The 22090-nt window shown below is 64.6% G+C and carries 16 protein-coding genes; 2 read left to right on the forward strand and 14 right to left on the reverse strand.

The window, feature by feature from the left end; translation table 11 throughout:
• The first annotated feature begins 242 nt into the window (after positions 1 to 242).
• Positions 243 to 833: a hypothetical protein gene (locus tag SLW55_RS19090; RefSeq protein ID WP_267099151.1), complete on the forward strand. Its 591-nt coding sequence runs from the start codon at positions 243 to 245 to the stop codon at positions 831 to 833.
• Positions 834 to 1112: 279 nt separating this feature from the next.
• Positions 1113 to 1829 (forward strand): transposase, encoded by a 717-nt coding sequence (locus SLW55_RS19095; protein WP_267101099.1) that lies wholly within the window; start codon positions 1113 to 1115, stop codon positions 1827 to 1829.
• Positions 1830 to 1846: 17 nt separating this feature from the next.
• Here SLW55_RS19095 and SLW55_RS19100 read toward each other — a convergent pair whose 3' ends face one another.
• The 14 genes from SLW55_RS19100 to SLW55_RS19165 all read right to left on the reverse strand — a co-directional run bounded on the left by SLW55_RS19100 (position 1847) and on the right by SLW55_RS19165 (position 22030).
• A complete protein-coding gene (locus SLW55_RS19100) occupies positions 1847 to 2020 on the reverse strand; it encodes a hypothetical protein (RefSeq protein ID WP_267099153.1) in 174 nt (57 codons plus the stop codon).
• Between the two features lie 622 nt (positions 2021 to 2642).
• The gene (locus tag SLW55_RS19105; protein ID WP_152245103.1) at positions 2643 to 2891 is read right to left on the reverse strand and encodes a SymE family type I addiction module toxin; all 249 of its coding nucleotides are present in this window, start codon (positions 2889 to 2891) and stop codon (positions 2643 to 2645) included.
• Between the two features lie 408 nt (positions 2892 to 3299).
• Entirely contained in the window at positions 3300 to 3500 is a 201-nt protein-coding gene (locus SLW55_RS19110; RefSeq protein WP_320745554.1) for a hypothetical protein, read from the reverse strand.
• A gap of 167 nt (positions 3501 to 3667) precedes the next feature.
• Positions 3668 to 4186: a hypothetical protein gene (locus tag SLW55_RS19115; RefSeq protein ID WP_320745555.1), complete on the reverse strand. Its 519-nt coding sequence runs from the start codon at positions 4184 to 4186 to the stop codon at positions 3668 to 3670.
• Positions 4187 to 4300: 114 nt separating this feature from the next.
• Positions 4301 to 5830 (reverse strand): TIR domain-containing protein, encoded by a 1530-nt coding sequence (locus tag SLW55_RS19120; RefSeq protein ID WP_320745556.1) that lies wholly within the window; start codon positions 5828 to 5830, stop codon positions 4301 to 4303.
• A 95-nt stretch (positions 5831 to 5925) separates the two neighbouring features.
• Positions 5926 to 6426: a hypothetical protein gene (locus SLW55_RS19125; RefSeq protein WP_320745557.1), complete on the reverse strand. Its 501-nt coding sequence runs from the start codon at positions 6424 to 6426 to the stop codon at positions 5926 to 5928.
• A 302-nt stretch (positions 6427 to 6728) separates the two neighbouring features.
• Positions 6729 to 8579 carry a beta-galactosidase family protein gene (locus SLW55_RS19130; RefSeq protein WP_320745558.1) on the reverse strand — a complete coding sequence of 617 codons (1851 nt, stop codon included), beginning with the start codon at positions 8577 to 8579 and terminating at the stop codon, positions 6729 to 6731.
• 134 nt (positions 8580 to 8713) lie between these two features.
• Positions 8714 to 11056 (reverse strand): GH92 family glycosyl hydrolase, encoded by a 2343-nt coding sequence (locus SLW55_RS19135; RefSeq protein WP_320745559.1) that lies wholly within the window; start codon positions 11054 to 11056, stop codon positions 8714 to 8716.
• A gap of 130 nt (positions 11057 to 11186) precedes the next feature.
• Positions 11187 to 12629: a glycoside hydrolase family 125 protein gene (locus SLW55_RS19140; RefSeq protein WP_267101096.1), complete on the reverse strand. Its 1443-nt coding sequence runs from the start codon at positions 12627 to 12629 to the stop codon at positions 11187 to 11189.
• A 170-nt stretch (positions 12630 to 12799) separates the two neighbouring features.
• Positions 12800 to 14242: a 6-phospho-beta-glucosidase gene (locus SLW55_RS19145; protein ID WP_152237200.1), complete on the reverse strand. Its 1443-nt coding sequence runs from the start codon at positions 14240 to 14242 to the stop codon at positions 12800 to 12802.
• The gene (locus SLW55_RS19150; protein WP_320745560.1) at positions 14217 to 15152 is read right to left on the reverse strand and encodes a carbohydrate kinase family protein; all 936 of its coding nucleotides are present in this window, start codon (positions 15150 to 15152) and stop codon (positions 14217 to 14219) included. Before SLW55_RS19150 ends, SLW55_RS19145 begins: the two co-directional genes overlap by 26 nt.
• Complete coding sequence (locus SLW55_RS19155; RefSeq protein WP_320745578.1) at positions 15149 to 16525, reverse strand: APC family permease; 1377 nt, start codon at positions 16523 to 16525, stop codon at positions 15149 to 15151. The genes SLW55_RS19150 and SLW55_RS19155 overlap by 4 nt, the downstream gene beginning before the upstream one ends.
• The gene (locus tag SLW55_RS19160) at positions 16522 to 18441 is read right to left on the reverse strand and encodes a beta-galactosidase (protein ID WP_320745561.1); all 1920 of its coding nucleotides are present in this window, start codon (positions 18439 to 18441) and stop codon (positions 16522 to 16524) included. Before SLW55_RS19160 ends, SLW55_RS19155 begins: the two co-directional genes overlap by 4 nt.
• Positions 18442 to 19057: 616 nt before the next feature.
• Positions 19058 to 22030: a TonB-dependent receptor gene (locus SLW55_RS19165; protein WP_295923631.1), complete on the reverse strand. Its 2973-nt coding sequence runs from the start codon at positions 22028 to 22030 to the stop codon at positions 19058 to 19060.
• Between the last annotated feature and the right edge of the window lie 60 nt (positions 22031 to 22090).

Genomic DNA, 22090 nt, shown 5'->3' on the forward strand with positions numbered 1-22090 from the left:
CGCCACGCCGGCTTCGGCCTCACGCACGAAGCCGATGATCTGCTCTTCGGAAAAGCGCTTCTTCACGTCCAATCTCCGTCTTGTTGGGGATTGGACTCCAAATCGCCTTACTACTCAAAACCGGGGGGACGTCGGGTGCGCCCCCGCGCTCTGCTTCGGACTCTTGTTCCGGAACGATCAAACAGCTTCAGAAACTCCGCCAGCCGCCGCTATTGCCATCTGAAGCTACGATGATGGTCAGAATGGAACTCCTCACCAAACTTTTTATGCTGACGGCGCTTTTCGCGGCAGCTTGTCCTGCCGCAGCCATCCCCTACGACGACGAGGGCGAGCAGGCAGGGGTCAACCCGGACAACCAGGCGCGGATCCGTTTCTTCGGGCAGGCCGCGATTGGCCTGGAGTTCTATCGCAACGCCATGTGCTATGGCGGTGAGGCTGAAACCGAAACGCCCTCCAGTAGAGGCTTCAGCGGTGCCTTCGGCAGCAAGAAGAACATTTCCCTGGGAATGGCGGTCACTCCCAATGTCACCACCCTCAAACAACGTAGCGGCATCCTGGCCAAGGCGTTCTATCGTGAATACGCCATTGCCGCCGGCGAGCCCATCGCCATTCACGCCTCGTATTACGAAACCACGGGCCCGATCGGCATTTCGAGCCGCTGCAAGGATTTCGGCGTGTCCTTCGTTCCCGAAAAAGGCCAGGACTACGAAGTTTCCCTGGATCTCTCGCGCCAAACCTGCCATCTCACCATCTCCAGGATCAGCGAAACCAGCGACGGCGTCGCGCTGGCTCCGGTCGAACTCAAAGACGCGAAGGAATGTAGCGACGAATAGGCCGCTTTGTTGCCGGTCGTGACAACGTAAAATCAGAGGTAAAGTGCACTTATCGAGTGCACTTATCCTGTTCCAGCACAAAGGTGTAGTCGACTAGAGCCTCATTGGGCAGCGCCACGCTGGCTCTGGTTCAGAGCGGAGAAACGTCGAAGGGCCGGCAGAAAACCAGGAAAACCAGGGTCAGAGTGCACTTTCCCTACACAGAGTCTGGACGTTGCCCGATGGGAAGGGGCGTTCGAACGCACGAAGCTGATCCCACATCAGCGGGAAGGATCGCACATGCAACGTCGTCCCCGTTTGGATTTTCCATACGTCGCTCAGCATATCGTGCAGCGGGGCAATGATCGGCAACCATGCTTCTTCGCCGACATTGATCGTATACGCTACTTGCAGGATCTGCACGAACTGGCACTCAAGTTCGGCATTGCCATACATGCTTACGTGTTGATGACCAATCATGTGCATTTGTTGCTCACCAGCCAACAGCCCGATACGGCACCGACGCTGATGCAGTCGCTTGGTCGCCGCTACGTGCGCTACATCAACACGCAATACCATCGCACCGGTACATTGTGGGAAGGCCGCTACAAGTCGTGTCCAGTGCAAGACGACATCTATCTGCTTCGCTGCTATCGGTACGTCGAACTCAATCCTGTTCGCGCTGGCATGGTTGCCGATCCAGCGGACTACCGGTGGTCGAGCCATTCCTGCAATGGCCTCGGACAGGCTAACGCGCTGGTACAACCCCATGTGAGCTATCTAGCCATTGCCCCGGCCGGCCAGCGCGCAGACCACTATCGCCGCTTCGTGCTGGATGCGATCGACCCAGACGAGACAGCGGCCATCCGCCTCAACGTGCAGCGGCAATACGCGCTGGGCAACGACCGTTTCCGCGAGGCGATTGAACGCCAGCTTGGCCGTCGAGCCGGCCCTGCGCGAATCGGGCGGCCGCCGAAGATCAGATCGGTAGTAGAAGAAGATGGAAGTGCACTCTGACCCCTGTTTACTCCTGTTTACTGGGAAAGCAGCACGGTCGGCAACCAGACGATGAAGACGCCGAAGTGCATGGCGAAGACGGCCTCGCCGCCTGGCGGCACATACCCGGCAAGCGCCATCAGGTGGACGATGAGGCTGAGGACGAAGCCGAGGGCGGCGAGCACCAGCAGGGGAAGCAGGAGCGCGATCATGCGGTGGCTGGGATGCGATGTGGGTGGCGCGTTAAGGATGCGGCCTCGGGTCGGTCGGTGAGTGGCCGATTTCCGTGCTTATTCTCGAAACAAAACGGGAGCGGGCCAGATTGAGCTTTCGACAATATCGTCGGGCAGGAAGCCAATTCCGCAGACTCCACAATAATATCCAGCCACGAACTGCTGTAGTGGTTCTGGTTGCAACTTTTCGCTCTTGCATTCATCCACGGCAAGTTGATCTTTTCGTCGATACCCGACTCGCTCCTCACCGTCCCCAAAAATTTTTCTCGGACTTGCGGATCCAATGAGAAGCGTCTTCTCGCGAATGTGAGAACTGCTCAAGCACTTGGGGCACGCGATCGGGTTTTTGGCGTCGTCCATAGTCATTCAGAATACATGATAACTGCAGCTATCTGGCCATTGCCCAGGCCAGCCAGCGCGTAGACTGCCATCGACCAGGCGAGACTATGGCTATGAAGTCAACCTGACCGCGTTCCCGGGGAAGCTGTGGTTGTCGATCTAGGGAAGCTGACGGGGTAAGTGCAATTTTCTCTGTCTTGAAACAAAGTGGTTGGTCGCCATCTCAGCAATCTTTTGATACGCGTGGTGTGCGACTGCCGTGTCAGCCCTTGCTGGCCACGCTAACCACCAGTTCGCCGTCGCGCACCTGCACGCGCAGCGTACTGCCGATGGTGAAGCCCAGTTCTTCCATCCAGCGGCCGCCCAGGCGCAGCGCGGGTGTGCGCTTGCCGTTGGCGGAGTGGCCGCAGCCGACGGTGCACTGCTGTGGCGGGCGTGGGCGGCGGGGCGGTCGCGAGGCGCGGGCAAGATCGGCGGCGTTGGCGGCGGCGACCTGTTCGGGTGTCAGCATGGGGATGAGCGACGACTCGACGATCGTCCACTGCGGGCAGTGGCGATGCTTGTGCGACTTGCGCTTGCAGGGAGCGGCGGGGCGGGGTGACGGTTGACGCATGGCACAGCCTCCTTGGCAGACAGAAACCCGCGCCGAACGGCGACGGGATGTCGGGAGGTTAGAAACCGCACAGAGCCGGCGGGCTTATTTCCCCGAAGGGTGTTGTATTCACCGCCCTCCCGACGCAGACAGCGCGTCGGAGTGTGCCTACGAACAGGCACAAAAAACCCACCGGTTTGACGGAGGTGGGTGCCGCTCTGTGAGGAGTTTCTACGCTCCTTGGAAAGATTGTGCTACTGGTTTTTGGGGATGTCAACGGCTTTGGCTGAAGTGCGAACATTAGTCTTGTAAGTGAACCAGAACCGGTTATTCGAATAAATTGTTGGCATGACCACGTGCGAATTTTGAAGGGTACAGGTCTAAGCTGTTGAGGCTGTCCTTGACGTGTGAGTCGCAGTCTTTTTCTGTCATATGCGCGGTAATGCCAACGACGCCATCCCCAACTGGCTCAACTACTGCTCCCACATCTGAGAAGTATTGGCCGATCACACCAAAGAAGTGGCTCATGTTGCGACTCATTTCATTATCACTCAGCTCCTCCCTGAGCGGCTCCGCGAGCGTCGGTCCGTTCTAATAGTAGTAAGGCTTGTACTTTAAGTGTGGAACGGTTGCCCTTGTGGCGCTAACGCGTGAATTAAGCCGGCCGGCGAAGCCGTCTCGGCTTAAATTAACTGTTAGGTAACATCCGGCGATCTTTCGTTTGCCAGCCATTGCGCCATCTCTGTGACTAGAACAAATGAAGCTATTAGGAAGTCGATTCTTGCGCCGGAAGCTCCGAAAGTGAACATTTTTCCGGGTTGATTTTGCGAGAACTCAACGTAACGTTTGGCGAGTGGATGGAAATGAATGTTAATTCTTGAAATAGAGTCAACTTGCCTAGAAAGCTGAGCAACCTTATCTTTGGAAAGTGGATCTCCATCATGGGCCATGCCATTACGAATGCGGTTGACCTCATGAGCAGACGCCAAGAAAGGAACTGGCATGCCAAAGGCCGCTGCCAGCGCGATTTTCTGCGCCGTGAAGCTTGGCACCTTGATGTATGGGACAAGGTCGCTTGTGATCCGAGAGCGCAAGAAGTGATTGAGAATCTTCTCCAGTGCGAGATGCATACGTAGCACGACGCCGATTTCGTCTTCAGTTTCAGCAGCGCCCAATAACTTTTCGGTGTCAAGCCAATCTGCTATAATGTCCACGACGTTCCTCTGTCCGTGATGTATCCCCCACGCTCTCCCGATTAGCATCAACCGGTTAATAACCGCGGCTTGGTATAGGACGCCCCGTTGAGCAACATGTTAGCAGCGTGGCAGCTAGCGTTCCGCAGTTAACTTCGCTGTCAGCAGGTCGACGCAATACGCGATGTCATGGTCCTTCAGGAAGACCTTGCCGAGAGTGTTCGCCAACCCTACCATTGGCACATCCTCAATGATGATCGGCAAGATGTAAGCCTCTGGACGCTTTGCCCCAGCTGTTTTTCCGATCTCAAATTCAAATCGTGTCCAATCCTTCTCAGGATACTTTGACGAAATGAAAATTACCATGTAGAGCGCATCGTTTGCGTAGATGTCTGCAAGGCGCTTCTGAAGGTCAACACCCCAGAGTTGAGCTTGGTAGTTGAAGTCATAGAAGGGAAATATTCCCTTTTCTTCCAAGCCCTTCACGAACTCCAGTACTGTGGGGCGGTCTTCGCCAGCGAACGATACTGCTACATCCCAAGGGTATTCATCGTTTCGGATGTGAATCCGTCGGCGGATATCATCCAGGTCTAAGAGGTTTAAATAAAAGCGGAAGGTGGGGTCTTCAATTGAGATCGACTTTCCCTTTCGATACATGATCACATCATCTAGTTTGGAGTCTTTAATCACGTCGCCCAAATAGTTGAGGCAATTGTAGTAGGAGGTTGATTTTTGGTTCTTCTTCTTAGTATCCGAAATCGGCGCGACGATTGTGCGATAGAGATACTCAGTTGGAATGTCCGATCTCTCGTCCTTGGCGATCGCCGCTACGATGTCAAAATATGTGTTGTGAACTGACTTGGCCTGGAGCTTCCCCTTTGATAGAGCCACAATCTTGTCAAAGTACTTATGCTCGAAGATGCGCAGGACTTCTTGCCTGATGTTCACTAGCGACTCGTCGATTTCTACCTCAGTGGCTTGCGTCTTCTCGATGCCATGTTTGATGCACGCAGTTCGACAGATAGCCTGCACCACCGAAGGAATACCCTTTGACCCGGCAGCAGTTTCTTGAACAAAGCGCTCGGTGAACCGCAGCTTTAGATGTTCTGCTCCTTGAGCCATGAGCTTTCGCACGAAATCCTCATCTTGTGTTCGCAGGTCGAAGACGTCATTCCGAATGCCGACTTCCTTGTCGTTTCCTGCAAGATCGCGAGCACTGGAGGCGATACCAATCAGGACAAAGCGAACGCCCTTCTCGTGCCAAAGCTTCAAGTCCTCCGACAGGCCATCTTTCACTGTCTCGCTCAGATGGTGAAAGTCGTCAATAATTGCCAGTCGTTGAGATGAGAGGTAGGGAGCTACCTCATCATACGTTGGATCGACTCCGATGATCGAACCGAGCATCTCCAAGTACTGCGTATGGTGTTTATACTCGCGACCATTAATCAGCAAGATGTCTGTGGGCTTGATATCAAGGTCGCGAAGAATTTTGTTTACAACAGTAGTCTTGCCCGACCCAGAGGCTCCCGCTATTGTGACGTGCTTTCCCTTCGCGCGGAGCGCGGACTTGATGAAGGGATACTCCTTCGGATCCACATAGGTGTACTCTGGAAAGGCCGCCTCGTTGAACACAGCTTCCAAATCAAGCGATGGAATTTCTAGCATTTTTCATCTCAGTTGTTGGTTTGCGATTGGTCGGATTGTGGGGCTCACGACTGAATTAAGATGGCTCGCGAAGCGAGTTTGGCTTGAATGAATTGTTACGGTCCATTGCCAAGGTGCTCCGAGTACGCTTTCATGGCCTGCGCTAAAGTTTCATCTGTGAAGCCGTGCCGCAGCATGACAGGCGTTATAAATTCTTGAAGCTTGGCATCTGCGTCTTGGAAAAATGATCGATGCTCTTCAAGTTGCAGTAGCAGCTTGTCATATCTGCCAAGGTGAACATCTTCCACGGCGTTACGAAAAAAATGGTGAGCAAGATAGGATCTTCGCTCCTTGCTTTGAACTAGCGCGTTCTCAAGGTCGTTGGGAAGCAGGGCAACGGATTTCAGTGCTCGAATTAAGTTGCCAAGGGTCTTCGCGAACTGACCCTCAAAAAAAGCATCATGCTCTTCTGGTGTGTATTTGGCAGATGTCCTTGGGATAAGGTCAAGAAACATCAGTGCATTAGCAATTCCGTGTTCCAGAACCTGGGCGAAGTACATGGCTGCGCCGTAGTTGGCACATAGCTCTTTGAACTGATCGCCGTGATCAATCTCCATGCGTTTTAACTACTATTTAGAATAAAACGACGTGTGAAGTAGGTCTGTGGCGCACCGATACCGCTCCGTTCGGAGTAGCACGCACCCCGAATTCGATTTTTCACCCTTCCTGCTATCGCATAATCCTTGCGTCTAACCCGCCGCATTCCCCGTGCATCCCCACACAAGGCCGACGCTATCACTTGTTGACGGCCGTCACAAGTTAAAGGCCGCTCGGCGAACCGCCGGCGGCCTTAATTTGTAGACAAGTTGTTTGATCCCGCGCCATCCGAATTTACCGGACGGCACCCTCCGCGGAGAAGTCAGTTATTGGGGGTACTCCAAACCTGCCCCGTAACTCCCCGCACGCTCGCATCAGGCGTGCTATCCAAATCAAACACAATCACACTGTTCTCGCCCTTCCGCTGCCAAGGCGCCGGAAAATACAACGCCCGCTGCGGCCCGATATTCCAGTGCCGGCCCAAATTATGGCCGTTGGCCCAGGCGAAGCCTTTGCCGAAGGTGCGCATGTCCAGGAACGTATCGGCAGGCGTGCCGATCTTCACCGTGCCGCGGTGGAAGGCGGGGCCATCGACCTTGGCGGTGGTCCAGCCGGTGAGCGTGCTCGGGTCGTCCATCGGCAGGGGGAAGGTCTGCCAGCCGGTGAGGGGCTTGCCGTCGAGCAGCACGGGGTCGACCAGGCCGGCGTGGCCGTCGGGCAGGTGGGCGCCGTAGTTGATGCGGCCGGTGTTCTCCACCAGCACGTCGAGGGTGTGGGGGCCGGCGGGGATGTCCACGTCCACCGCCACTTGCTGCAGGCGGCGCTCGGCGCTGCCTGCCAGCTTCCGGTCGACGTAGACGCGGGCGTCGTCGCGCACGTCGCCCAGGTACAGGCTGCCCTTGCGCGGGCCGGTGACGGTGCTGCGGTAGAGGATGTAGCCGTAGGCCTGGCCGTAGCGCTCCATCGGCTGCGGGGTGTCGGTGGTGGCGGCCGGGGCGGGCAGGTTGTCCCAGAGCGAGGCGGATTCGCGCAGCGGCGTGGCGGGGAGTTCGACGAAGCGGATCGGCTTGGGCAGCGCCGGTGGGGCGATGCCGGTGACGCGCTGGATGGCGTCGCGGAACAGGGTGAACTTGGGGGTGGGGCGGCCGGCTTCGTCGAGCACGGCGTCGTAGTCGTAGCTGGTGGTCTGCGGGGCGTAGTGGTCGCTGGGGTTCTTCTGGAAGTTGGCGCCATTCATGAAGCCGAAACTGGTGCCGCCGACGAACATGTAGAGGTTGGCGGAGTGGCCCTGGCGCAGGATCCATTCGAATTCGCTGGCCTGCTTGGTGGCATCGGTGGCCGCGTGCTTCTCGCCCCATTGGTCGAACCAGCCGGCCCAGTATTCGCCGACCATCTGCGGTTGCCCGGGGCGGAACTTGGCCAGGGTCTCGAAGGCGTTCTTGGCGTCGCCGGGGGCGAAGTTCACCACGGCCAGGGTGTCGGGCAGGGTGCCGTTGGCGAGCACGTCGGGGCCGTCGGCGGTGAACAGCAGGGCCTTGTCGAAGCCGGCCTGGACGAACATGGCGCGGTTGCGACGCATGTAGGCGTGGTCGTCGCCGTAGGAGCCGTATTCGTTCTCCACCTGCACGGCGACGATCGGGCCGCCGTTGCCGTTGAGCCGCGGTTTGACCTGGGCGGCGAGGGCGTCCAGGTAGGCCTGGCTGGCGGCAAGGAAGCGCGGGTCCTGGCTGCGCACGCGCATGCCGGGTTCGGCGAACAGCCAGGCGGGATAGCCGCCGGCTTCCCATTCGGCGCACACGTAGGGGCCGGGGCGCAGGATCACGTTGAGGCCTTGCGCCGCGGCTTCGTCGACGAAGGCGGCGATGTCGTTGTTGCCGCTGAAGTCGAACTGGCCCGGCCGCGGTTCCACCAGGTTCCAGAACACGTAGGTCTCCACCGTGTTCAGGCCCATTGCGCGCGCTTTCTGCAGGCGATCTTTCCAATAAGCGCGGGGAATGCGCTGGAAGTGGATGGCGCCGGAAATGACCTGGTACGGCTTGTCGTCGCGGATGAAGTGATCGCCCTGGGTGGCGAAGGCGGGCCAGGCGGTGCCGCTGTCGGCCGCGCGCACGTGGGTGGCGGGCAGGGCGAACGCCAGGGCGAGGGCGAGAGCGGCGAGGGTCTTACGCGGCATGGGGGATTCTCGAAAAAAGCGATGCGAGTGCGACAGTAGGACGACCGGGGCGCGCGCCAAATTGGATCGGGTCACGCACAGGCGCGGATGTGGGGAACCACCAATCCCGATTCCCCAATCCCGATTCCCGGCCGTCAGCTAAACGATGGCGGCAGATCGTCCTTGCCCGCACCGAACGCGGTGTTGGGCTTGGGCCCCATCTCCAGCTCCAGCGTACCGCCGGCGGCGAGGTCGGCATGGCGCAGCCAGCTGCGGGTGTAGGGCTTGCCGTTCCAGCGTGCACTCTGGATGTAGACGTTGGCCGCGCTGTTGCCGTGGGCGACGATGCGCAGGGTGCGGCCATTGCCCACGTCCAGTTCGGCGCGCTTGAACAGCGGGCTGCCCAGCACGTAGTTGGCGCTGACCGGGTCCACCGCGTACAGGCCCAGCGCGCTGAGCACGAACCAGGCGCTCATCTGCCCGCAGTCCTCGTTGCCGGACAGGCCGTTGCGCGCGTCGTGGTATTGCTCGCGCAACAGCCGCCGCACCATCGCCTGGGTCTTGTACGGCTGCCCGGCGTAGGCGTAGAGGTAGGCGACGTGGTGGCTGGGTTCGTTGCCGTGCGCGTACTGGCCGACCATGCCGTCGATGTCCGGCGGCGCGTCCGCCGGCAGTTCGGAGCTGGTGGTGAATAGTTCGTCGAGCTTGGCGACGAAGTGGTCGCGGCCGCCGAACAGGTCCATGTAGCCGTACAGGTCGTGCTGGTTGAGGAAGGTGGCCTGCCAGGCGTTGGACTCGGTGAAGTCGCGCCACTGCGCGCTGTGGCCCATCGCGCGCGGATCGAACGGGGTGGCCCACTGGCCGTCGCTCAGGCGCGGCTGCACGAAGGTGCTTTCGCGGTTGAACACGTTGCGGTACTGGCGCGAGCGTTCGCGCAGGTGCTTGGCATCGTCGTCGGCGCCGACCGCCTGCGCCAGATGCGCCACCGCCCAGTCGTCGTAGGCGAATTCCAGGGTGCGGCTGACCGATTCGTCGACCTTGTCGCAGGGGATGTAGCCCATCGTCCGGTACAGCGCCAGGCCGTGCACGTCGTCGTCCATCGCGCGCTTGCGCCACGCCGGGTAGGCGGCTTTCCAGTCGATGCCGGTGAAGCCCTTGGCGTGCGCTTCGGCCAGCACCACGGCGGAGTGGTAGCCGATCATGCAGTCGGTCTCCACGCCCTGCAGCGGCCAGATGGCGACGCCTTGCGGGCATTCGTGGGCGCCGCGCACCAGGCACTGCACCAGGTCGGGCACGCGTTCGGGCTGCACCAGGGTCAGCAAGGGATGCAGGGCGCGGTAGGTGTCCCACAGCGAGTAGGTGCTGTAGTTGTGGTAGCCGGCCGGCGCCTGGTGCACCTGCAGGTCCATGCCGCGGTAGCGGCCGTCGGTGTCGCTGAACAGGGTCGGCGCGATCAGGCTGTGGTACAGCGCAGTGTAGAAGATGCGGCGCTGCGCCTCGTCGTCGCTGTCGATGCGCACCCGCCCCAGTTCCTTTTCCCATTCGGCGACGGCGGCGGCATGCACGCGGGCGAAGTCGAAGTCGGGCAGTTCCGCGTCGAGGTTGGCCAGGGCGTTCTCGGCGCTGACCGCGGAGATGCCGACCTTGACCAGCAGCGGCGCGTCGGCGGCATCGGGGTAGTGCAGGGCCAGCTTCAGCCGGTTTCCGTCGGCGCTGCGCGCGCTCGCGGCCAGCGGTTGGTCGTCGGCATACAGCTGCGCGCTGGTGAACGGCCGCGACAGGCGCATGGCGAAGTAGATGTAGCGGCCCTTGGCCCACTGGTAGACGCGGCGGCCGCCGGTGACGGTCTGCGCGTCGACCAGGCGCAGGCTGGCGTCTTCGACGCGGGCGGGGATCTCCGGCTTGTCCTGCATGCCGTGGCACAGGTCCAGCAGCAGGTGCGCCGGCTTGCCCTTGGGGAAGTGGTAGCGGTGCAGGCCGGCGCGCGCGGTGGCGGTGAGTTCGGCATGCACGCCGCTGTCCTTCAGGCGCACGCGGTAGTAGCCGGGCGAGGCGGCTTCGTCGGCATGGTCGTAGCGCGAGCGGTAGCCGGTCTCGGGGTGCTCGCGCGTGCCGGGCTGCAGCTTCACCGGGCCGGTGGCCGGCACCACCAGGAAATCGAGCATGTCGCCGATGCCGGTGCCGGACAGGTGGGTGTGCGAGAAGCCCATGATCGAGCCGTCGTCGGCGTGGTAGCCGGAGCAGGCGTCCCAGTCGGCGTTGTAGGTGTCCGGGCTCAGTTGCACCATGCCGAACGGCAGCGTGGCGCCGGGGAAGGTATGGCCGTGGCCGCCGGTGCCGATGAACACGTCGACGTTGCGGGTGAGTTCGGCCTTGGCGCGCGCATCGGCCGGCAGCGCGTAGCTGCCGGCGCGTGCCTGCGCCAGGCGCGCGATGCCGCTGCTGCCGAACAGGGCCAGGGCGATGGCGCCCTGCAGGAAACCGCGTCGTGTGGCCATGGTGCTGTCCTCGGGGTGTGCGGCGGTGCGGTGGGGGTGTGTTTGCTGTTGTGGGAAGGACTTCCGTCCCGACGCGTTGTCGGTCAGGCCCGTCGGGACTGAAGTCCCTCCCACAGATGCAGTGATCGCGTCAGGCCTTCAGCAACTGCGGCTTGCGCTGGTGCAGGTCGATGATCAGTTCGCCGAACAGGGTGTTGGCCCAGGCGAACCAGTCGCGGGTGAAGGTGCTCGGGTTGTCCTTGTCGAAGGCCTCGTGCATGAAGCCGCTGCCGGCGTCGGTGGTCTTGAGCCACTGCAGGCACTGGCGGATCTGCGTGTCGTCGTCGCTGGCCAGGGCGTACTGCATCAGCGACATCGGCCAGATCGTGCCCAGGCCGCTGTGCGGGCTGCCCACGCCGTCGGCCGCACGGCCGCGATAGAAGTACGGGTTGCGCTCGCTCCAGGCCAGTTGCCGGGTGCGCAGGAACACGGGATCGCGGCGATCGCAGCAGCCCAGGTAGGCCAGGCTCAGCAGGCCGGGCGCGTTGGCGTCGTCGATGAACAACTGGTTGCCGTAGCCGTCCACCTCGTAGGCCCAGAACGGCTGACCGTCGGCGTCGCGCATCTGCCCGAACTTTCGGGTGGCGGTCTCGACCTCGTCGGCCAGGGCGCGGCACTCGCCGGCGAAGGCGGCGTCGTGATGCAGCGCCTCGCTCATCGTCGCCAGTTGCCGCAGCGAGGTCACCGCGAACAGGTTGGCGGGGACGAACAGCGGGTACAGGCAGGCGTCGTCGGACGGGCGGAACATCGAGTGGATCATGCCGTTGGGCCGGGTCGGCTGCCCGTAGCCGTCCAGCACCAGGGTTTCGGTCGCCAGCGGCGAGGGCCGCTGGAAACTGTACGGGCCGCGGCCGTGCAGGCGCTGCTGCTCGCGGAAGGTGCGCACCACCGCGTGCATGGCCTCGCGCCAGTCGTCGTCGAACGGCGCGGTATCGCTGCTGGCGCGCCAGTATTCGTGCGCCAGGCGGATCGGGTAGCACAGCGAATCCACTTCCCATTTGCGCTCGCCGACGCCGGGCTTCATCTCGGTGATGTCGGCCACCGACCACTTCAGGCGCTGGCTGGTGCCGTCGGGCAGGAAGGCGTTGGCGTAGGGATCCAGGCGGATGCAGGCGGCCTGGCGCTGGATCAGTCCATGGAACATGCGCCGCAGCGCCGGGTCGCGCTTGGCCAGCGGCACGTAGGGGTGCACCTGCGCGGAGGAGTCGCGCAGCCACATCGCCTCGATATCGCCGGTGATGACGAAGGTGTCCGGCTTGCCGTTGCGGGTGCCGGTCTCGACCGTGGTGTCGAGGGTGTTGGGGTAGCAGTTCTCGAACAGCCAGGCCAGGCGCGGATCGGCGATGCCGGCCTTGACCGTGCGCAACTGGCGCTCGACCGCGGCGCTGACGAAGCGGCGCTTGCCCGGCGGCGGCCGCTTGCTGGGCAGCGCGGCAGAAGCCGACGCCGCGGCGGCGGCCGGCAGCGCCCCGCTCAGCAGCGCAGCGCCGGCGCTGGCGCCGAGGAAGTGGAGGATGTCGCGGCGGGTGGGCATGGCCTGGAACGCTCCGTGGAATCGACAAACGCTCCCGGCACGGGCCGGCGCCGGGGAGGCGCCGGCCGCGGCCGGGAGGGCAGGTTGATGGTACCTATGACGGACCAATTTGCGACGACCTTACAACGTGTGGCCGTCCGTTGCATCCTGCGACCGCACAACCGGCCGGCTCAGTGGTGGTGATGCGCGCCGTGCCAGTGCATCGGTCCCGAGCACACGCACTCGCCGTCGTCGTCGCCGTTGCCGGCATGGCCGAACAAGGCCTCCAGCAGTCGCCGCGACGGGCTCCACTCGCCGATGGCCGGGTGGATCAGCATCGCCTTGCAGGCGTCCAGGTGGCTGCCGCTGAGCGCGGCGTCGATGGCGGCGTGTTCGTAGGCCTTGACCGTGCGCACCAGGCCCTGGATCGCCTCGGGCATCGGCCGCGCCGGCAGCGGGGTGATGCGGTCGCGCTCGATGGTGGAGGAGATCTCGACGATGTCGTCGTCGGCCAGTTCCGGCATGCAGCCCTGGTTGCGCACGTTGACCACGTGCCGCCCCGGCAGCGCGCCGGTCAGTGAACTCATCACGTCCACGGCGATGCGGTGGTAGCCGGTGCTGGCGCGGAACGGGTCCGGCTGCGGCGCGAGGTCGTCGGCGAAGGCCGAGCCGGCCTCGGCCTCCAGCCGCATGTACGAGCCGGAGCGCTGCTGCAGGTAGGCGGCGTAGGTCTGCACCGCGCCGCTGCCGTCGCCGGCGTTGAGGCGGCTGCGCAGGTCGGCGATCAGGGTGTGGTTGAGCCGTTCGATCTCGCTGCCGCGGCTGGCGCCGCTGGCGCGCTGGTTCTCCAGGGCGCGACTGCGCTCGTAGTAGAAGTACAGGTACTCGGTGGGGATCAGCCGCAGCGTGCGCAGCATGTCGAAGTCGAACAGCGGCGCCAGGTACAGCTGGCGCAGGATCGCGTCGTCGGCCAGGATGCGGTCGAGCACGTCCTCGCCGCGCACGCGCACCGCGCGGATCCAGCCCAGGTGGTTGAGGCCGACGTACTCGCAGTCCACGTCCGCGGGCGGCTCGCCGAGTGCGCGGGCGATGTTGTGGAACAGCTCCACCGGCGTGTCGCAGATGCCGACCACGCGCGCGCGGGTGTGGCGGCTGATGGCCTGGGTGATCAGCCCGGCCGGGTTGGTGAAGCTGACCAGCCAGGCGTCGGGGCTGAGCCGCTCCACCATCCGCGCCTGCTCGATCGCCACCGGCACCGTGCGCAGCGCCTTGGCGACGCCGCCGGGGCCGGTGGTCTCCTGCCCGGCGTAGCCGTGGCGGATGATGGTGTGCTCGTCGGTGGCGCGCTGGCGGATGCCGCCGATGCGGATGCTGTTGAGCACGAAATGCGCGCCGTCGATCGCCGCTTCCGCCGAACTGGCCGCGTTGACCTGCAGGTCGCCGCCGAACTCGGCGACCACCGCGCGGCCCAGCGCGACCATCAGCGCCAGCCGCTCCTGGTCGGGATCGTAGAGCACGATCTCGCGCGCACCGAGCGCTTCGGCGGCATCGTTGACGCCGTACACCACCAGCGGCGCACGCACGCCGCCGCCGCCGATCAGGGCGAGTTTACGGTTGGGAAAGGAACTGCTCATGGAGACTCCTGAGACGTGGGGGATCGGGAAGGCCGTCGAGCGCGCCGAGCGCGGTGCAGCAGGCGGCGCCGCACAGGCAGCCGCGCTGCGCGCAGGCGTCGAGGGAAAGGTGGTCCAGCAGCGCATCGATGAAGCCGGCATCGAAGGCATCGCCGGCGCCGGTGGTGTCCTGCACGGCGACGACGGGCGCGGCAACCAATCGCGCGCCGGCCGCATCCACCACGCAGGCGCCGGCGCCGCCGAGTTTGATCGTCACCTGCGCCAGCCCCAGCGCCTGCGCCCAGGCGGCGCAGGACGCGGCGTCGTCGCCCATGCAACCGGCCAGTGCCGCCTCCTTCTGATTGGGCAGGAAGTGATCGACCGCGCGGCAGGTGGCGTGGTTGTCCGGATCGGCCAGCCAGGGCGGGTTGAAGCCCACGTCCAGCGAGGTGCTGCAGCCGGCCGCGCGCAACGCCGGCAGCAGCGTGCGCGCCAGCGTCGCCGGCAGCGGTAGGGCGAAGTGCACATGGCGCGCGGCGCACATCGCCTCCAGCGCAGCCGCGCTGCGCAACAGCGGTTCCAGCTCGGCGTTGGCGCCGTGGTAGGTGAAGAACGAGCGGTCGTCGTGCAGCGACACGCTGGCGGTGACGCCGGTGCCGGCGGGGTGGTCGACCAGGCCCTCGGTGCCGACGCCGAACGCGCCCAGGCGCTGCGCGAACCAGTCACGGTCGCCGGCGCCGATCGCGCCGATCAGCGCGACCTTGCGCCCGAGCCGCGCCAGCCCGCAGGCGGTGTTGACGGTGCCGCCGCCGAGGTCGCGATGGTAGTGCCGCGCCATCGCTTCCTCGCCCGGCCCGGGCCAGGTGCTGAAGCCGCTGAAGATGTGGTCGAGATAGACCTCGCCGACCACCGCGACGTCATGGGTTTTCATTGCTGGAAGGGCCATGCTGCCTCGCGTTTGGCCTGGATGAGATAGAGCGCGGTGCCCGCGCACAGCGCCAGCACCGCCGCCAGCAGCCGCGGCAGCGGGCTGGTGGCCAGCAGCGCCAGCCAGCCGCAGACGCTGATCAGCAGCGGCCACGGATACAGCGGCATGGCGAAGCTGGCGCGGCGCCGCGGCTGCCGCCGCAGCAGCACGACCGCCAGGCATTGCGCCAGGAACTGGAACAGGATCTGGATGATCATCAGCGTGGCGATCAGGTCGTCCAGCGACAGCGGACAGGCCAGCGCCGAGGTGATGCCGACGAACAGCAGCGACACGGTGGGGAAGCGGCCGCGCGGATGCAGCCGCGCGAACACGCCGAAGAACTGGCCGGAGGCCGCCGCCGCATACGGCACCCGCGAATAGCCCAGCAGCACCACCAGCGCCGAACCCCAACTGGCGAGCACGATCAGCGCCACCGCCACGGTGCTGCCCACCGGGCCGTAGATGGCCTGCATGAAGTCGGCCACCACCGCCTTGGACTGCGCCGCCTGTTGCCACGGCAGCACGCCGAGCAGGGTCACGTTCAAACCCAGGTACAGCACTGCCACGATCGGGATCGACCACAGCACCGCGCGCGGAATCGTGCGGCGCGGCTTGCGGATCTCGCCGCCGAGCATGCACACGTTGTTGTAGCCGCCGTAGTCGTACACCGCGATCAGTGCCACCGCGCCGAAGCCCAGCCAGAAGCCGTGCGGCGAGGCCGGCCGCGCCTGCAGGAACTCCCGCGCCAGCGCCATGTCGAAATGCAGCGCGCCGCTGAGCACGATCCACACGCAGGCGGCGATCACCATCGCACTGACCAGCAGCGACAGCAACTGCACCGAGCGCACCTGCCGGTACAGCAGCGCGGTGTTGAACAGGCACAGCGCCATGGCGATGCCGGTGAGCGCGGTGTGGCTCAGCCCGGGCATCAGGTAGGCCAGGTACTGCGCGCAGCCGACTGCCGCCGCCGCCACCGACAGCGGCGCGGTCAGCAGCGTCTGCCATAGGTACAGGAAACCGAACAGACGCCCGGCGCGGTCGCGGCCATAGGCCTCGCGCAGGTAGTGGTACGGCCCGCCCGAGCGCGGGATCGCCGAACCCAGTTCGGCCCACACCAGGCCGTCGCACAGGCACAGCAGCGCGCCGACCACCCAGCCCAGCAGCACCGCCGGCCCGGCCAGCGCCGACAGCGCCAGCGGGATGGTGATGAACGGGCCGATGCCGATCATGTTGAGCAGGTTGGCCGACAGCGCGCTCCAGAATCCCAGCGTGCGCGGCGGCGCGCCCTGGTCGGCGGCGGACGAGGAGGACGCGACGGGTGCGGCGAGCGATGTCATGTGCATGCGCGATCCTGTGGGGAGGGAAGGGATGCGACGGGCTGCGTGGCAGGCGTGGGGACGAGACCGTCGGCGCAACGCACCAGGCCGGGTTGCAGGCGATGCAGATCGAGGATCAGCACCTGGTTGGCCCCGGCGCGCAGCCAGGCGCCGGGGCAATACAGGCATTGCTGCGGGCCAATGTCCCAGTAGCGGCCGAGCAGGCGCCCGTTGACCCACAGATAGCCCTTGCGCCAGTCGCGCATGTCCAGGTGCACGTCGCCGTGCTGGTCGAGGGTGAACTCGGTGGCGAAGAACAGGCTCGGGCGCTGCGGCGGCGCCTGCAGCGGGCGCAGCGACGGCGTCGGATCCATGTCCAGCGCCAGCCCGCGCACCTCCCAGCCGTGCAGCTCCTGCCCATCGAGCCGCACCGGACCGAGCAGGCCCTTGCGATCGCCCAACGCCGGGCCGAAGTTGATGTGGCCGAAACTGTCGACCAGCACTTCCAGATCGCGCGTGTCCTGCGCTGCATCGGGCAGGCGCAACTGCAGCGCGCTGTGCAGGTGCGGATGCCGCACTCGCGACACGTGGTCGAGTTCGCGCCCGTCCAGATGCACCACCGCGTAGTCGTGAACCTGCCCCAGGTGCAGCGACTGGCCCGCACCGATCCGGCGCCGATACAGCACCAGGCCCTGGTCCTGGCCCAGCAGGCGCTGGTTGTCGATGGGGGTGTCGGTCTGCAGCGCGGGGCCGAGGTTGTCCCACAGCGCGGCCACGGGCGTGGCCTGCACCGCAGCGAAGTGCGCACGTCGCGGTGCGGCGGGCACCGGCGGTGCGGGCGTGTCGGCCTGCGTGGCGATGATCTTGCGCAGCGCGAAGTACGCCGGCGTGGCACGGCCGGCCTCGTCGATCGGCGCGCCATAGTCGTAGCTGGTCAGCGCCGGCTGGAACTGCGAGCCGTCGTCCTCGGCATTGGCCCCGGCACTGAGACCGAAATTGGTGCCACCGTGCACGACATACAGATTGAACGAATAGCCGGCGGCGGCGATGCGGCGCAGCAGCGGCGCATAGTCGCGACGCGCGAACTTCGGCTCGCCCCAGTGCGTGAGCCAGCCGGGGTAGCCCTCGGACACCCACACCGGCGCCTGCCCGGCAAAGGCCGTGGCCGCCTGCAGATCGTGCAGATCGGGACCATCGAGGCCTAGCGCGGCGCCGGGCAACATCGCCTGGCGCCGCCGCAGATCCTTGAGCCCTTCGGCCAGCGAGAACGGCCCCTCGACCCCATGCGCCCGCCACAGCGCGGCCAGCGCCTGCAGATAGCCGACGTCGCTGCCGTGCATCGAGTATTCGTTCTCGATCTGCAGCATCAGCACCGGCCCGCCAGCACTGGCCATCAACGGCGCGATGCGCGACGCGATCGCCCCGATGTAGCGCTCCACCGCCGCCATGTAGCGCGCATCGCGGCGATCGCGCAGACGGATGTTCGCCTCGCGCAGCAGATACGGCGGCAATCCGCCCAGCGTCCACTCCGCGCATACATACGGACCCGGGCGCAGATACACCCACAGCCCCTCCTGCTGGCACAGCCGGATGAACCCGACGAAATCGCGCTCGTCGCTGTCCAGATCGAACTGACCCGGCGCCGTTTCCAGCGCATTCCACATCAGGTACAGCGCGATGGTGTTCAACCCCATCGCCTTGGCCATGCGAATCCGATGCAACCAATCCGCCTTCGCGATCCGCAGCGGATGCAGTTCGCCACTGCGGATCTGCCAGGGTTGCCCGTCAAGCGTGAAGCATCCTTGCGCGAAGCCGAACGCGTGCGGCCGCCCGTCCGGCACCGGCGCTAATGCCGGCACCGCCGCACGCAGCATCGGCATCGCCGCCAAGCCCAACGGCGCCAGCAAACCGAACCGACAGAATGCGCGGCGTTTCAATGCACGCTCCAGCCGGAGCGTTGCCGTTGCCGTTGCCGTTGCTGTTGCTGTTGCTCCTCAGCTTTTGCCTTTCCCGGGCCCCCTCCGCAGCGGCGGAGCTGGCGGGTAAAACCCCCCGTAGGGGGGCGGTGCACAAGGATGTGCGCCGTTTTCGGCCGGGGCAGGATGCCCCGTCCGAAAATCCCGTCAGCGGAGCGGACCCGCGTAGCGGGCGCGAAGGCGGGGTGTGCTTTCTTTTGGTTACTTTTCTTTGCACAAGCAAAGAAAAGTGACTCGCCGCCAGGCGAAAGCTTTTGCTCTTGCTTGCCTACCCACGCAGTACCGGTAAAGCCCGTCGGGACTGAAGTCCCTCCCACAAGAGCCATAGTCCAGGCTTTGTCGGTAGAGCCTGTCGCGGCTGAAGCCGCTCCTACGACAAGCGGGGTGCGCGCTGCGCGAGCGGGCTGCCGATGCAGCCTGGTCCAGGCCGCATCGGGAAAGCCCATCGGGACTGAAGTCCCTCCCACAAAAAGCGTGGCCGAGGCTAAGTCGATAAGTCCCGTCGGGACTGAAGAAGCTCCCGCAAAGACCCTGGCAACGCTCCGCGATGGCATCCCAGTGCGCACGCCGCCGCGGCCTAGAACGCGTACTTGACGGTCAACAACGTCATCATGCCGGCATCCACGATGTCCGACACCGCCAGATTGTGCCGGCCCACATGGCCCCAGTAACTGTATTCCTTGGTGAGATTGGAGATCGACAGATCCACATTCACCCCGTTGTCGAACCGATAGCCCGCGTGCAGATCCACCCGCCGCGTCGGCCGCGCCCACAGATCGTCCCACGGCGCGTTCTGGTGCAGGAAGTCGTAGTTCAGCAGATACGAACTGCTGAAGTGATAGCTCAGGTTCACCGAGAACTTCGAGCGCTCGTAGAACAACTCCAGATTGGCCATCGCATTCGGCGCCGACTGCATCTGCTCGTCCTCGAAGCCGACCATCCCCAGATCGGCGTGCGCATGCTGGCGCGTGGCGTTGGCGCTCACGCCCAGCCCGTCGAACGGCGCCGGCAGATCCTGAAAGCGCTGCCGCGCGCTGACCTCCACGCCGTAGACGCGGCCGTCGCCGCCGTTGGTCGGCATCTGGTAGAACACCGTGCCGCTGCCGCTGGTGCCCGAATTGGCCTGGCCGGAACCCGCATCGTAGATGTAGTGATGCAGGCGCTTGTAGAAACCGGCCACCGAGAAGAACCCGCCATGGTCGGTCGCCCACTCGCCGGACAGGTCCAGGTTGGTCGAGGTGATCGCTTTCAGGTCCGGGTTGCCCTGGCTGATGGTGGTGATGCCGTTGGAGATGTTGATCTGGCTGCCGCCGCCCAACTGCACGAACGCCGGCCGCGTATAGCTGGTCCACAGCGCCGCGCGGTAGGTGGTGGCGCTGTCCGGGCGCCAGGTCAGGAACACGCTCGGCAGCGGCTGGTCGTAATGCGTGCTGTTGGCGGCGAAATAGCCGACCTGCTGGTTGCCGTCGCTGTCGGTGGGCGTGGTCCAGAAGGTGTTGTGGATACTGGTGTGCTCGAAGCGCACGCCCGGCACCACTTCCAGGCTGCCGAAGGAGAAGGTCGCCATCGCGTAGGCGGCGCTGACCGCCTCGGTGCCGCGCATGGTGTTGCAGTTGTAGTTGTTGACGTAGAACGCGCTGCCGCAGGTATCCAGGTCGTCGTCGGTGAGGTGGTTGGCGATGACCTGCGCCACCGCGCCTTCGCTGACCCGCGGCGTGGCCCAGTGGTACTTGCCGGGGAAGATCGCCGCGTAGCCGCCGTTGAAGATGCCCAGGTCGCCGAGCGTGCTGGTGTCGGGCACCGGGCCGGTCCACCAGTCGCGATTGCTGTAGTGGCGGCTGCTCTTGCTGTACTTCACGCCGAACTGCAGCGCGGTCAGCGCGCCGTCGGCGAAGTCGTAGCGCGCGTCGAACTTGGCGCCGCCCTTCTTCTGCCCGGAGTAGATCTTGGTCGATTCGCCGTAGCTGCTGGCGTACAGCGAGGGGATGTTGTTGACCTGCGCCAGCAGCGCCGGGGTCAGCTGCGGGTAGGGGAAGGCGCCGCTGCCGTAGCGCATCAGGCTGCTGCCGGAGTAGGCGAAATTGGCCTGGCTGAACTTGTCCTCGCGCCCGTCGATCTCGATGTGGTCGGGGCGGTCGTTGTCGCCGAAGCTGTAGAACAGGTTCGGCGACAGCGTCCAGTTGCCGGCGGTCTTGCGCGCGCCCACCTGGAAGGTGGCCAGGTCGGCGATTTCCGGGTTGGTCTCGTACCAGAAGCGCGCGGCGATGCGGTTGATGTTGGGCGAATACACGCCGGGCGTGGCGGTCGGCACGAAGCTGACGTCCTGCGGCAGCAACTGCACGAAGGTGGTGCCCTGGTCGGTCTTGGCGTAGGCGTAGGTGGCGCGTGCGTACACCGACAGGGTGTCGTCCACGTTCCAGTCGAAGGCGGCGTTGCCGCCGTAGCGGCGCTCCCAGCCGGCGACCACGCCGACGTTCATGCCGGTGCTGGTCAAGTTGTCCTGCGGCGCGTAGCCGGCGGCGTTGCTGCCGTCGGCGTTGGCGTGCAGGAATTTCCAGGAGCCGTCGTTGAGCGCGCTGGTGGCCGCGGCCACCTCGCTGTTGGTCGAGGTGCGGTAGTCGTAGTAGGCGCTGGCGTAGAAGCCGAACTGCTGCTCGTCGCCGAACTTGTGCTGGAACTCGCCGGCCAGGCCGCCACCGAGGCCGTCGCCGCCGTAGTCGCGCGCCCGGCTCTCGACGCGGCCGCTGACGGTGACGCTGCCGCTGGTGGCGTCCTTGTAGTCGTAGGCGGTGGGCGTGCGGAAATCCAGGGTGCCGCCGATCGCGTCGCCGTCCATGTCGGCGGTGGAGGTCTTGTTGGCGACGATGGTCTGCAGGCCGGAAGGCGGCAGCAGGCTCAACTGCACGCTGCGGCTGTACGGCATGCCCTGGGCGACGGTGACGCCGTCGATCAGGTTGACGTTGTACTCGGAGGGCAGGCCGCGCACCGAGGCGAACATGCCTTCGCCGCGCGCGGCGCCGTCGACGCCGCCGAAGTAGCCCGAGCCGCTGTAGGTGATGTTGATGCCGGCGATCAGGCCCAGCGCCTCGGCGACGTTGTGCACGGCGGTGTGCTCGAGATCGTTGGCCGAGAGCACGTCCACCGTGTTCGAGGAATTCATCTTCAGCGTGCTGGCGTCGTAGCGGTTGGCCGCCACGCTGATGGTCTGCAATTGCTTGGCCTCGTCCAGCGCGATCGACACCGTGGCGGCGCCGCTGTCGGCGACCTGCACGGTGGTTTCCGGCGCGCTGAAACCGGGATAGTCCAGTTGCAGTGCGTACTGCCCGGCCGGCACGTCGGCGATGACGAAGCGGCCTTGGGCGTCGGTGACGGCGCTGAGCGCGGTGCCGGCGATGGCCACCTTCGCATGGGCGGCGGGCTTGCCGCTGCTGCGCTCCTTGAGTTCGCCCTGCACGGTGCCGGCCAGCGCCGGTGCGGTGGCGGCAAGGCCGGTGATGGCCAGGATGGCGGCGCACAGCGCCTTGCGCTTGCAATGGGGATGGGTTGCCACGTGACACCTCGCTGATCGTGATCGGTGCGGGCACGCGCCGAAGGCGACGCGCCGCTGCGT

The organism is Xanthomonas sp. LF06-19 (genome assembly GCF_034105425.1).
Classification (GTDB): Bacteria; Pseudomonadota; Gammaproteobacteria; order Xanthomonadales; family Xanthomonadaceae; genus Xanthomonas_A; species Xanthomonas_A sontii.